The 12635-nt window shown below is 40.9% G+C and carries 12 protein-coding genes; 6 read left to right on the top strand and 6 right to left on the bottom strand.

Features of this window, described 5'->3' with window-relative positions; translation table 11 throughout:
- The first annotated feature begins 84 nt into the window (after nt 1-84).
- The gene (locus NPA43_RS13110; protein WP_256498914.1) at nt 85-651 is read left to right on the top strand and encodes a cysteine hydrolase family protein; all 567 of its coding nucleotides are present in this window, start codon (nt 85-87) and stop codon (nt 649-651) included.
- 46 nt (nt 652-697) lie between these two features.
- Here the strand turns inward: NPA43_RS13110 and NPA43_RS13105 are convergent, their stop codons facing one another.
- The 3 genes from NPA43_RS13105 to NPA43_RS13095 form a co-directional block, all read right to left on the bottom strand.
- Nucleotides 698-1249 carry a hypothetical protein gene (locus NPA43_RS13105; RefSeq protein WP_256498913.1) on the bottom strand — a complete coding sequence of 184 codons (552 nt, stop codon included), beginning with the start codon at nt 1247-1249 and terminating at the stop codon, nt 698-700.
- 225 nt (nt 1250-1474) lie between these two features.
- Nucleotides 1475-2077 (bottom strand): 30S ribosomal protein S4, encoded by a 603-nt coding sequence (gene rpsD, locus NPA43_RS13100; RefSeq protein WP_099726852.1) that lies wholly within the window; start codon nt 2075-2077, stop codon nt 1475-1477.
- A 296-nt stretch (nt 2078-2373) separates the two neighbouring features.
- Entirely contained in the window at nt 2374-2871 is a 498-nt protein-coding gene (locus NPA43_RS13095; RefSeq protein ID WP_256498912.1) for a GAF domain-containing protein, read from the bottom strand.
- 126 nt (nt 2872-2997) lie between these two features.
- Between NPA43_RS13095 and refZ the strand changes: the two genes are divergently transcribed.
- Complete coding sequence (gene refZ, locus NPA43_RS13090) at nt 2998-3663, top strand: forespore capture DNA-binding protein RefZ (RefSeq protein ID WP_230031053.1); 666 nt, start codon at nt 2998-3000, stop codon at nt 3661-3663.
- On the opposite strand, the gene hisJ is transcribed toward refZ, so the two are convergent.
- Nucleotides 3633-4448: a histidinol-phosphatase HisJ gene (gene hisJ / locus NPA43_RS13085; protein ID WP_230031052.1), complete on the bottom strand. Its 816-nt coding sequence runs from the start codon at nt 4446-4448 to the stop codon at nt 3633-3635. The two genes, refZ and hisJ, sit on opposite strands and share 31 nt — an antisense overlap.
- 338 nt (nt 4449-4786) lie before the next feature.
- Between hisJ and ezrA the strand changes: the two genes are divergently transcribed.
- A complete protein-coding gene (gene ezrA / locus NPA43_RS13080; RefSeq protein WP_230031051.1) occupies nt 4787-6490 on the top strand; it encodes a septation ring formation regulator EzrA in 1704 nt (567 codons plus the stop codon).
- Between the two features lie 249 nt (nt 6491-6739).
- Here ezrA and brnQ (NPA43_RS13075) read toward each other — a convergent pair whose 3' ends face one another.
- Together brnQ (NPA43_RS13075) and brnQ (NPA43_RS13070) are read right to left on the bottom strand one after the other, a co-directional pair.
- Nucleotides 6740-8083 (bottom strand): branched-chain amino acid transport system II carrier protein, encoded by a 1344-nt coding sequence (brnQ, locus tag NPA43_RS13075; RefSeq protein ID WP_099726857.1) that lies wholly within the window; start codon nt 8081-8083, stop codon nt 6740-6742.
- A gap of 207 nt (nt 8084-8290) precedes the next feature.
- Nucleotides 8291-9634 (bottom strand): branched-chain amino acid transport system II carrier protein, encoded by a 1344-nt coding sequence (gene brnQ, locus NPA43_RS13070; protein ID WP_256498910.1) that lies wholly within the window; start codon nt 9632-9634, stop codon nt 8291-8293.
- A 200-nt stretch (nt 9635-9834) separates the two neighbouring features.
- Between brnQ (NPA43_RS13070) and NPA43_RS13065 the strand changes: the two genes are divergently transcribed.
- The 3 genes from NPA43_RS13065 (at nt 9835) to NPA43_RS13055 (ending at nt 12489) form a co-directional block, all read left to right on the top strand.
- Nucleotides 9835-10977, top strand: coding sequence for a cysteine desulfurase family protein (locus NPA43_RS13065; RefSeq protein WP_256498909.1), 1143 nt, complete (start codon nt 9835-9837; stop codon nt 10975-10977).
- Nucleotides 10978-10981: 4 nt separating this feature from the next.
- Nucleotides 10982-12187: a tRNA uracil 4-sulfurtransferase ThiI gene (gene thiI / locus NPA43_RS13060; RefSeq protein WP_099726860.1), complete on the top strand. Its 1206-nt coding sequence runs from the start codon at nt 10982-10984 to the stop codon at nt 12185-12187.
- A gap of 89 nt (nt 12188-12276) precedes the next feature.
- Complete coding sequence (locus NPA43_RS13055) at nt 12277-12489, top strand: alpha/beta-type small acid-soluble spore protein (protein ID WP_003216385.1); 213 nt, start codon at nt 12277-12279, stop codon at nt 12487-12489.
- Nucleotides 12490-12635: the final 146 nt, after the last annotated feature.

Below are 12635 nucleotides of genomic sequence, written 5' to 3'. Positions count from 1 at the left end.
AAAACATCAGTAAAAGCATGTACAAATCGACCACTATTCCTTACACTACATGTAGTGAACGAGAATCTTTGGAGGTGGGCGTTTGTGCAAACGAATCAAAAGGCTTTGATTATGGTAGATGTACAAAAGGCATTTGAGCATGAAAAATGGGGAGAACGAAATAACCTAGATGCAGAGAAGAATATCAGTCGTTTATTGACGTTTTGGAGAAAAAAAGGCTGGACAGTCATTCATATTCAGCATACATCGGATCAGCCGCACTCCTTATTTCATCCAGCAAATGAAGGGCACTCCTTCAAGGATATCGCCAAACCGCTTGATGAAGAAATGGTGTTACAAAAGAAAGTTAACAGCAGCTTTATAGGTACAAACTTAGAGGAACAACTAAGATCAAACGAGATCGACACTGTTGTGATCGCAGGATTAACAACACCGCACTGCGTATCTACCACAACAAGAATGAGTGGAAACCTAGGCTTTGATACATACCTCATTTCAGATGCAACAGCCGCCTTTGGATTAACAGATCAAACCGGTATATATTATGACCCAGAAACGATCCATCGCCTCTCACTTGCAACACTGCATGACGAATTTGCGACTGTCATGACAACCGAGCAGCTCATCACAAATTGGGCAGAACATAAATGAACGATTGAAAGCTCCTAGAAAGATGTCTAGGAGCTTTTTCGTCATACTAAGCATGTGTATCCAGCGATTGTTTTCGTTGCTCAATACCTGAGTATACGAAATCAATTCCAATAAATAAAAAACTGACAAAGAAGGATAAAATCAATGTACCATACTCCCAAATGGAGACGTTCACTATTTTCATATTGAGCACAAACTTAACTGAGAAATGCACAACGATCCATGAGAGTAGAAATTCTATTATAAACTCGACCCATTTGGGGAATCTTAGCAAGGAGGAAATTCCTTTACCAATGAATGCTAAAAAGATCGACCAAAAAAGAATAATCCCACTGACCAATAAAGAGAAGATCAACAATGAAAAAAATGAATCATAGGTGATATATTCCCCAAAAAGAAAGTTCACTCCTAATGAAACGATATAAAGTACGGTACTTGGAATGATCATTACAAAACTAAGCGAAAAAAAGATGAGTAAAATGAGGAGAACCCCTATGATAGCTCCAGGCGGTTCATCGACAACCTTTGTTTTTCTCATTATCGCGTAGATAACAATTGAAATGAGCAGAAGTACTAATATAAATGAGATGATCGACAAATTGTTTTTCCCTACCTTTTCCTTTCGTCATTGTTTTAAAAATTTTTAACACATGTAATTATAAGGAAAAAATGAAAAAGGGTAAAGGATAATCGCAGTTCTCTTTTTCTTTTGGCGGGATAAGGTGTTCGCTCTTAAAGAAGTAACCCAAACAAAAAAACCTAGACCACCTTGAACAATCAAGGGATCTAGGGTTTTTTTGCTCTCTCTTAGAGAGCAATGAAATTAACGAGAGTAGAACTCAACGATTAGTTGTTCGCTGATTTCAGGCGCTAATTCAGAACGCTCTGGAAGACGAGTGAAAGTTCCTTCAAGCTTTTCAGCATCGAAAGAAAGGTATTCAGGAACGAAGTTGTTTACTTCAACTGATTCTTTCACAACTGTTAGGTTTTGAGATTTCTCACGAAGAGCAATCGTTTGACCTGGTTTTACAGAGAAAGATGGGATATCTACACGGCTTCCATCAACAAGGATGTGACCATGGTTCACTAGCTGACGAGCTTGGCGGCGAGTACGAGCAAGGCCAAGACGGTATACTAGGTTGTCAAGGCGAGTTTCAAGAAGGATCATGAAGTTTTCACCTTGTTTACCAGGAAGTTTAGCAGCTCTGTCAAATAGTGTACGGAATTGACGTTCGTTGACACCGTACATGTGACGAAGCTTTTGCTTCTCTTGTAATTGTAAACCATATTCAGATAGTTTTTTGCGTTGTCCTGGACCATGTGGGCCTGGAGCGTAAGGGCGTTTTTCAAGTTCCTTACCTGTTCCGCTTAATGAAATGCCTAAACGGCGGGAAATCTTCCAACTTGGACCTGTATAGCGAGCCATAATGTGACTCCTCCTTATTGTTTTTATTTGTGAAAAATAAAAACCGTCTGTTCTTCCTCTTTTTCGTCATTATGTTTTCATGCATCCTCGCTCCAGCAGCAGGGAGTTACAAGATGCACCTCCATATAGAAGGAACAAAATGATACAAAAAAGCCGAACAAAAAGGCTGCCATATTTCACACAAAGTCTATTATATGACGCTGAAAAGGAGAAGTCAACCTATTTAGAGGGAGACAATCCTATTCAGGCGACGAAAAAGAGAAAAAGCAGACAATCTGCCTGCTTTTCCTGCATGATTACGCATCCGTAGAGACGGATAACGCCTGTTGGAGAACCTCTGTAAATTGAACTAAGTACGTCTCATCTACTTTACTGAAGCGGTCTTTCACTGGGCTGTCGATATCGAGAACCCCAATGATTTGCCCATTCACTTTGAGCGGGATGACAATCTCAGATTGCGATGCTGCATCACATGCAATATGTCCAGGGAATGCATGCACATCAGCGATACGCTGCACGTCACCTGTTGCAAATGCTGTGCCGCAAACGCCTTTTCCAGAAGGGATGCGTACGCATGCAGGCAGTCCGTTAAACGGCCCAAGCACAAGCTCGCCGTCTTTTGCCAAATAAAACCCTGCCCAGTTCACTTCAGGGAGTGAGTGATACAACAACGCCGCAGCATTCGCCAGATTGGCAATAAGATCAGGTTCACCATCTGTAATGGCTTCTACTTGTTTGACAAGCAATTGATAGTCTTTCGATGAGTCGCCAGACTGTTTTTCGACATGAAACATGAAAATCTCCTACTTTCTATCTCAAAAATACATAACTTGCGTCTCGCATGTGGGATTTGTCGAGCAATTGTAAAAGGAACTTCCGCCTTCATCTTGAAGTATGTACACATGAAGAGGGGTGAGCGGATGAAAACATCAACAACCGTGCAAACAAAAGACCGTATTATTGAAGCTGCCATCAGACTTTTTAACCAAAAAGGATTTTCTGGAACCTCTGTCCGTGAGATTGCGAAGGAAGCAAACGTCAACGTTGCCCACATATCTTATTACTTTCAAGGAAAAGGAGGGCTGCTAGAGCAGCTCGTATCCGACTTTTATGAAGGCTACATTCATATGATTGAATCGCACATCCATCACATGGAAACCCGTCACGCAAAAGAGTGTTTACTTCATGTGGTTTTTGATATTTTATCTTATCAGCACAAGCACCGTCAATTAACCCGTTTCGTTTATCGAGAGGTGACGATTGATTCGACGCTCATCAGAGAAATCATGTCAACATATTTAACAAAGGAAAAATATTTGTTTCAGCTCATCATTGAAAAAGGAAAAAGCACCCATGTCATTTGTGAGCAGCTCTCACTCTCATCCTTTATGATTCAGCTGAAATCACTTCTGATGATGCCATATTTGCAGCCGCAATATTTAACAGAGGTGCTTTATTTGAATCCAAGTGAGCCGTACTTCTATCAGATGTACTTTAAGGAACTGAGCCGCTCGCTTCATCATTTACTAGAACCAAAAGAGCCGACATTAGATCCTCATCTGAAACTCATAATGTCTTCAAATTGATCATAAGCATACCCGAGATCTTCCGCTTGATGGGCATCAGACCCGAATATGAGCGGAATTTTTTTCTGTTTTGCAAGATCAATCATCCATTGATCTAAATAGATACTTCTGGCATATGTTTTACGAAGACCCGATGTATTAAAATCTAAGGACATGCCTTTTTTTGCCGTTTCTTCAAGACAAAGGGTGACCTTTTGACAGAGTTCAGGCGACATCTCATATGGGAAAAGCTGTTTGAATTTCTGGACAAGGGTGATATGACCGATTCTCTTTGGCTTATAGTCGCCTAAAAATGATAGAATAGAAGAATAGACTTGGTCGTAGTAGCTGCGATAGACCTGTTCGATGCTGCCATAGATGTTCATCAGCTGCTGGAAGGCGTGTTCATCATAATCAAGACAAATATACTCATCGCCAGCAGGAAGAAAGTGAACAGATAAAATGCCGTCATCTAGTTCTGGGCCGTAGCAGTCTAAAAAGGCACTTGTTTCCTCTTCATACTCTTTGATATAGTCAACCTCAAGCCCAGTTTTTACTATTAATTGTCCTTTGTACTCTTGTTTCAGCTGATCCAGCTTCGTCAAATACGCTTCAAGGTCTTGGAGCTTCATGGCACTATCCTGCTCAGGCGTTGGATCTCGAAACGAAGGAGGCAGCGGGGCATGCTCGGTAAAGGTGATGGAATCAAATCCCTTTTTGATGGCTTTTTCAATATAAGAATGAAAAGGATCAAGCGAGCCGTGCGGGCAAAACGGTGTATGTAAATGTGCATCTTGTTTCAGCATGTCGTCACCTCTTGTCGATATTTTGAAAAACGTGATGTTTATCAGCGAAAATAATGAAAAATCATGACCAAAAATGCTGGTTACATGGTATCATAATAACAATGAAAACGACAGCTTCCGCATACATAAAAGCAGGTCACATTGATACGTGTGATCAAATGTAGAAAGCGCTCAAACACTTTCTTGAAAAAACATACATAAAACCGTGAATGGATGGTATTGGAAAATATACAATCCTGCTATAAAAAACAAATGCAAAGCGGACACGAAAGGGTTCTCAGGTCTACTCGGGACACATTTACCCTGACATCACTTAGATCACAACAAGGGGGCTCATTATGGAGTTAATCATCGGTTTAATTGTCATTTTGCTTGCTTTGTTTTCAGTCGGTTATTTTTTGCGAAAAAATATATATAAAGAGATTGACCGATTGGAAGCATGGAAAATTGAAATTTTAAACAGATCAATTGTAGAAGAAATTTCAAAAATCAAACATTTAAAAATGACAGGAGAAACAGAGCAATTTTTTGAAAGATGGCGTGCAGAGTGGGACGATATCGTCACAGCCCATCTTCCAAAGGTAGAGGAGCTATTATATGATGCAGAAGAGTATTCTGATAAATATCGATTCTCCAAAGCCAAGCAAGTTCTTGCGCATATTGAGGACTTGTTAAGTGCTGCTGATTCAAATATTGAAGACATTTTAAAAGAGATTGCAGACCTTGTCACAAGCGAGGAGCAAAACCGCAAAGACATTGAAAAGGTCAAAGAGCAATACCAAACGGTGCGAAAAAATCTGCTTGCGTACAGCCATTTATACGGCACCCTTTATGACAAAATGGAGCAGGACTTAGATGAGGCCTGGGAAGGGATCAAGCAGTATGAAGAAGAGACAGAAAACGGAAACTACATGAAAGCAAGAAAAATTTTGCTTGAGCAAGACCGCAGACTCGATCAGCTTCAATTGTATATCAATGATGTACCCAAGCTTATTGCGGACTGCAAACAAACCGTACCAGGTCAGCTGACTAAGCTGAAAGACGGTTATAAAGAAATGACAGACAAAGGCTACAAGCTAGAGCACATCCAGATGACAAAAGAGCTGGAGAACTTAAATAAACAGCTGACTCGTGCGGAAAAGCTGCTCATTGATGAACTCAACTTAGATGAGGCATCAAGCATCCTGCAAATGATCGATGACGCAATTCAGACGCTGTATGATCAGCTGGAAGCAGAAGTAGAAGCAGGTCAGGAAATCAAAAGCAAGATGCCTGAGCTCACGGGAGCATTTGAAAAGCTCGAACAGGATCACACGCAAACAAAGGAAGAAACGGCCCTTGTGAAAGAAAGCTACAAGCTGACAGCAGGAGAGCTTGATCAACAGAAAGCATTCGAAAAACGCTTAGAAGAAATCGAAAAGCTCATGAAGCAAATACGCGAGAAGCTTGATCGTGATCATGTGGCGTATTCATTATTAATGGATGAAATCAATCAGCTGGAGACCTTTATCGAGGATGCAAAAGCGCTGCATGAAACGTTTAAGGATCATCTTCAATCATTAAGAAAAGAAGAATTACAAGCGAGAGAAACACTGGCTGAACTCAAAACAATGCTGACAGATACAGTGCGCCAGCTGCATAAAAGCAACATTCCAGGCGTACCTGCTGACATCAAAGACCGTGCTGAAAAAGCGCAGGAGATGATTCAGCAAGTTCACGAGCAGCTGGAGAATCTGCCTCTAAACATGCCGGCAGTGAATCAACAATTAAAAGAAGCCTCTGAAACAGTCAGTAGTGTCGCTCATGAGACACAAGAGATGCTCAGTAAAGTGGACCAAATTGAACGAATCATTCAATATGGCAATCGTTTCAGAAGCCAAAATCATATCTTATCAGAACAATTAAAAGAGGCAGAACGAAGATTTTATGCCTACGATTATAACGGTTCATTTGATGTGGCAGCATCGGCTGTTGAAAAAGCATCACCTGGAGCCGTGCAGAAGCTTTTAGCGCAGCAAGAAAAAGAATATCAGCACCAATAATAAAAAAAGCTGAAGTCCATTCACAGGACTTCAGCTCAGCGTGTAGACAAACCCTCGCATTCTTTGTCAGTCCTGCGTGCCGGTGCTCACGAATGTCAAATTCGCTCCGCTCCGGTACTCGTCCTTCCTAGACTGCAAAGGTTTTCTATCACGCTGAAAAGAAGACAAAGGGCTAAAATAAAGTTCATTTTAGCCCTTTGTCAACAATCTAAGCTGAAGTCCATTCACAGGACTTCAGCTTTTTTCATACTATGATACTTGTTTCTGACGTTCTTCTGAAGCAGAAGAAGTGAAAAGAGAGATAACAAATCCAATCACGACTCCGAGTATAGCAGGCATAACCCAGCCAATGCCAAGGTCATATAAAGGTAAAATTGTGTGAAAGATATCCTTCACTGGACCAATCGGGAGTTTCGCCGCTACTAAACCGTCAAACAAACTGACGCAGCCAGTTAAAATCAAAGTGAGGACATAAACAGGTCTTCTATAAGCAAGCCATTTATCTGCAAGCGACAAAACAATGATGACAATCGCTAGCGGGTAAATCGCAGTTAAAACTGGTACAGAGAAAGCGATAATATGAGCAAGTCCAAAATTTGAAATAATAAAACTGAATAATGTCACGAGTGTCACAACTGTTTTATAAGAAAGTTTAGGTAATAAATTTGAGAAATACTCCCCGCAGGATGTGACAAGACCAATACTTGTTGTTAAACACGCCACTGTAATCGCAGCGCCTAATACAATATTTCCTAGACTGCCGAAAAGGAATTGAGAAGACTGAGCCAAGATTTTACTGCCATCTCCAACAAAACCAATTGCGTGTGTACTTGAAGCGCCTAAATAAGCAAGCGATAGATAAACAAAAGTTAATCCGCACGCTGCAATCAAACCAGCTTTGATACAAGCAGAAGCCAGTGCCTTTTTACTTGTCACCCCGCGTCCTTTAATGGCGTTGATGACAACAACCCCAAACACAATAGAAGCAAGAGCGTCCATTGTTTTATAGCCCTCTAGAAATCCTTTAAAGAACGATCCGTTGCTATAGGATACATCAGGCGTACCAATGACGCCCATCGGCGTCAAAATCGCTTTGACAATAATAATAAAGATAATCGTAAATTTAATCGGTGTTAACACTTTCCCTACACGATCCACAATCTTCGTTGGATTTAGAGCAAGGTAATACGTAATACCAAAAAAGACAAGTGTGAATAATAGAAGTGACAGCCAAGCTGGTACGCCTGCTAAAAAGGGTAATGCACCAATCTCATATGAGACTGTTCCTGTACGAGGAATAGCGAAAAGCGGCCCAATGGATAAATATAAAATGACCGTAAACGCTGTTCCAAAAGCTGGGTGAGCTTTATCAGCTAGTCCTTTCGCATCTCGACCTGTTAAAGCGATCGCAATAATCCCGAGAAGGGGTAAACCGACACCTGTTAATAAAAATCCGCCCATTGCTTTCCACACATTTTGCCCAGCATATTGCCCAAGCTCAGGTGGATAAATCATATTACCGGCGCCGAAGAATAGAGCAAATAGCATAAATCCTATAATAACCGTATCTTTCGTCGACAAAGTTGCCTTCATTGAATATAAAGCCTCCAATATTATGTTGAAATATTCTGTTAATTAGTTGCTAAGTAACCGTTCATCATTAACAATCACTAATTATAAAGGATGTACGTCTGATGTCAACATGTGTTTTCGTACAAAAGTCATGAATTTTTCTATTTTAGTATATGAAGGACAACCAAAAAACATCCCCTTCATCTTTGAAGGGGATGTTTAGGCAGTTTATGAAGCAAGCTGTTTAGGTGGACTGGTAAATATGGAAATGAGCACACCAACACATGCGCCGATGATGGCTGGTACGACCCAGCCAATGCCTAGATTGTAAAAGGGGATGAATGAGCCCAAGATGTCAGGTAAACCACCGAGATTAATTTTGGCAGCCAATAAACCGTCAATAATGGCAAAGAATCCAGTGAAGATCAGGGATACGATATAAACCATTCGTCTACCGTTAATCCAGCGATCAAGGAACGACAATAAAATAATCACAATTGCTAGTGGATAAATCGTCACAAGTACCGGGACGGATAGAGAAATAATTTGTGCCAGTCCAAGGTTTGCAACCAATGTACTAAATAAAGAAACAATAAGAACGACTGTACGATAAGAAAGTTTTGGGAAGAGCTTTGAAAAATATTCACCACAAGATGACACAAGACCAACACTTGTTGTTAGACAAGCGAATAAAATCGCTGCGCCAAGTACAATCTTACCAGCAGAACCGAATAAAAAGTTAGCAGATAGTGAAAGCAGTTTGCCACCTTCATTTGCTCCAACCATTCCGGTTGCATCTGGACTTGATGCTCCAACATAAGCTAGTGAGACATACACCAATGCTAGTCCAGCTGCCGCAACAAGACCAGCTTTTATACATGCAGCAGCAAGAGATTTACGCTCTGTGATGCCTCTTTCTTTAACAGCTGTCACAACAACAATTCCAAATACGATAGAAGCGAGTGCATCCATTGTTTTGTAGCCTTCTAAAAATCCAGTGAAGAGCGGGTTTGCTTCATATGTTGCATCAGGCGTGCCGATGATGCCCATCGGTGTAGCAATTGCTTTAAATACAATAATGGCAATAACCGTTAATAAAATAGGTGTTAACACTTTACCAACTCGATCAACCAGCTTTGAAGGGTTTAAAGCGAGCAGATACGTAATGGTGAAAAATACAATTGTAAATAAAAATAGCGGTACCCAGGAAGAGGATTGTGCACCTGACAGAAATGGAGCTAACCCAATCTCATAAGAAACCGTACCTGTTCGCGGGATGGCGAAAAATGGTCCGATGGATAAATACAAGATGACGGTGAAAATCGTGCCAAATTTGGGATGCGCTTTATCTGCAAGCCCTTTTGCGCCTGTACCTGTAAAGGCTACGGCGATGACTCCTAGAAGCGGGAGACCGACCCCTGTTAGTAAAAATCCACCGATTGCCAGCCAAACATTCTCACCCGCATATTGTCCAAGGACAGGCGGAAAAATCATATTTCCTGCGCCAAAGAATAATGCAAAAAGCATTAAACCAATGGCTAATGTCTCTTTTATACTTAAACTATTTTTCAAAATAGTCCCTCCTTAATCAGTGTATTGTGCCGAATTTAAATATTCTGACAATTTAGATCGTTATGTGACATTTGCACTATGGATGATATAGTGAAAAAGAAAAGATGTCAACTGCCATTTTCAGAAAATTCTCTGTCTGACATCAATATGGTAACATATAAATGCATTTATTTTTAAAGTTTTTTGTAAGGAGTCCAGGTATGATTTATCTTGATAATAGTGCAACGACAAAACCGTACCCTGAGGTTTTACAAGTATATCAGCAAGTAAGTGAGCGTTTCTTTGGCAATCCGTCTTCGCTTCATCAGCTTGGGATTGATGCAAGCAGGCTGCTAAGTGAAACGCGAAAACAAATGCTTCACTATACATGCTTTAAACAATATGAGATTATTTTTACTTCTGGCGCAACAGAAGCGAATAATATCGCCATTAAAGGGGCTGCTCTCGCCAAGATGAACCGAGGCAAACACATTGTGACAACAACAATTGAGCATCCCTCTGTCATCGAATCGTTTGAACAGCTGAAAGCTTTATTTGGCTTTGACATCTCCTATATTCAAGTAAATGAGCATGGCCATGTAGATTTAACTCATTTAAAAGAAGTGCTTCGCCCTGATACAGTGCTTGTCAGTATGATGCATGTGAACAATGAAACAGGTGCCATTCAGCCGATAGAAGCAGCATCTGGTATGATTCGTGAGCATGCAAAAGACGCACTCTTTCATGTCGACGGGGTGCAGGGGATCGGCAAGGTAGCCCTCAATAAACAGGTGGATGTTGATCTTTTGACGATGTCAGGTCACAAGATTCATGGCTTGAAAGGGACAGGGGCACTCTTTTTAAAGAAAGGTACAGTGCTTGCCCCTTTCATCACAGGAGGAGAGCAGGAATTTGGTCTCCGTTCAGGTACTGAAAACCCTGCTGGAGCTGTCAGCTTAGCAAAAGCCATGAAACAATCATTTGAACATGTTGAAAAGCATCATGATGAGATGCTGGCGCTGAAAATTCAGCTGCAAAAGCAGCTTAGAGAAATAGAAGGTGTTGTCATCAACACACCGCTGACGCAAAGTGCGCCGCACATTGTGAATTTTTCAGTGCCAGGTATTCAAATCGAAGTCCTGCTCCATATGCTGGAAAAAGAAGGCATTTACGTATCCACAACATCTGCCTGTTCAGCCAAGAAAAAAGAGCCAAGCCGTGTGCTGCTAGCTATGGGGAAAGCAGAAGAAGTGGCCAAAAGCAGTATGAGAATCAGTTTGACGTATGGACAAGGACCAGAGCTTACGCAGCGTATCATCACATCTATCGCACAAAGTGTAAAAAAACTAAAAGGAATGAGATAACAGCATGAAATATGATCACATTTTAGTCCGTTTTGGTGAGATCTCAACAAAAGGGAAAAATAGAAAGAAATTTATTGAAAAACTGAGACAGCATATTCGGTTCGTATTGAAAGATTTTGAAGCATTAAAGTACGCATCTGACAGAGACCGCATCACCATCATGCTGAACGGAGAAGACCCTGAACCGATTTCAGAACACCTCAAAAGTGTATTTGGGATTCAGAGCTTTAGTCTGGCGGTAAAATGTGAGACGAATCTGGACGCAATCAAAGAAGCGGCGCTAACGGCAGTGCAGGAAGTGTACGAAAATGGGAATACATTTAAAGTCTCAACGAAGCGCTCATACAAACAATTTGAGCTTGATTCAAATGAGATGAACCGCGAAATTGGCGGACATGTTCTTAAGAATACAGAAAGCTTAACGGTTAATGTGAAACAGCCAGATGTTCATTTGCGAATTGAAATCAGAGAACATGCGACGTACATTACATTTAAAGATGTAAAGGGTGCAGGCGGCTTGCCAGTCGGTTCAAGCGGAAGAGCGATGCTTATGCTTTCAGGCGGCTTTGACAGCCCAGTTGCCGGCTATCAGGCTATGAAACGCGGGATTCAAATTGAAGCCGTTCATTTCTTTAGTCCCCCGTATACAAGTGAACGTGCCAAGCAAAAGGTTATTGATCTTGCAGAATGTTTAGCGGCATATGGAGGCGAAGTGAAGCTTCACATTGTTCCTTTCACCAAAATCCAAGAGTTGATTCACAAACAAGTACCTGAAAACTATACAATGACATCAACGAGAAGAATGATGCTGAAAATAGCAGATAAAATAAGAGCGAAGCGTGATGCACTTGCGATTATAACCGGTGAAAGCCTTGGCCAAGTCGCAAGCCAGACACTTGAAAGCATGTATGCCATTAATCATGTCACAAATACGCCAATCATTCGCCCACTGATTGCTGTTGATAAAAATGACATTATTGATGAAGCGAGACGAATTGGCACATATGATACAAGCATTCAGCCTTTTGAGGATTGCTGTACAATCTTTACGCCGCCGTCGCCTAAAACAAAACCAAAGCTTGAAAAAGTAGAACGCTACGAAAGCTTTGCTGATTTCGAGCCAATGCTTGACGAGGCAGTTGAGCAAATCGAAACCATCATTGTCACAAATGAAAAGAAAGCGGCAGACGAATTCGCTGATTTATTCTAAAACAAAAATTTCATAATAATTACCATAAAATCAATCGCATGAAGTCATGTGTTTCTACACAATCTATATTCACAAGGAGGTGAGAACACATGGCTCAACAAAACAGACAAAGCAGTTCTAATCAATTAGTCGTTCCAGGCGCTGCACAAGCGATCGACCAAATGAAGTATGAAATCGCTTCAGAATTTGGTGTAAACCTTGGACCAGAAACAACAGCTCGCGCTAACGGATCAGTTGGTGGAGAAATCACTAAGCGTCTTGTATCTTACGCTCAACAACATATGGGTGGCGGATCTTTCTAAGACACACAATTGAAAAGCTATGGCTTATGAGCGGGATCATTCCCGCTCTTTTTTTTTGTACATATAAATTGTTAGAATATTTTTAAAAAAGAAGACGAAATGAAAAAATTATGGCATAATACTAGGAGTAGGTCCTAATTCAAGCA

The organism is Bacillus pumilus, assembly GCF_024498355.1.
GTDB lineage: Bacteria > Bacillota > Bacilli > Bacillales > Bacillaceae > Bacillus > Bacillus pumilus_P.
The sequence above is the reverse complement of the archived record's forward strand: the minus strand, read 5'-3'. Positions and strand labels throughout refer to the sequence as shown.

Coding starts and splice junctions, on each gene's coding strand:
- rpsD (WP_099726852.1), bottom strand. CDS start 2,077: ATGGCTCGCTATACAGGTCCAAGTTGGAAGATTTCCCGCCGTTTAGGC.
- brnQ (WP_099726857.1), bottom strand. CDS start 8,083: ATGAAGGCAACTTTGTCGACGAAAGATACGGTTATTATAGGATTTATG.
- thiI (WP_099726860.1), top strand. CDS start 10,982: ATGAAATATGATCACATTTTAGTCCGTTTTGGTGAGATCTCAACAAAA.
- hisJ (WP_230031052.1), bottom strand. CDS start 4,448: ATGCTGAAACAAGATGCACATTTACATACACCGTTTTGCCCGCACGGC.
- NPA43_RS13095 (WP_256498912.1), bottom strand. CDS start 2,871: ATGTTTCATGTCGAAAAACAGTCTGGCGACTCATCGAAAGACTATCAA.
- NPA43_RS13055 (WP_003216385.1), top strand. CDS start 12,277: ATGGCTCAACAAAACAGACAAAGCAGTTCTAATCAATTAGTCGTTCCA.
- NPA43_RS13065 (WP_256498909.1), top strand. CDS start 9,835: ATGATTTATCTTGATAATAGTGCAACGACAAAACCGTACCCTGAGGTT.
- ezrA (WP_230031051.1), top strand. CDS start 4,787: ATGGAGTTAATCATCGGTTTAATTGTCATTTTGCTTGCTTTGTTTTCA.
- refZ (WP_230031053.1), top strand. CDS start 2,998: ATGAAAACATCAACAACCGTGCAAACAAAAGACCGTATTATTGAAGCT.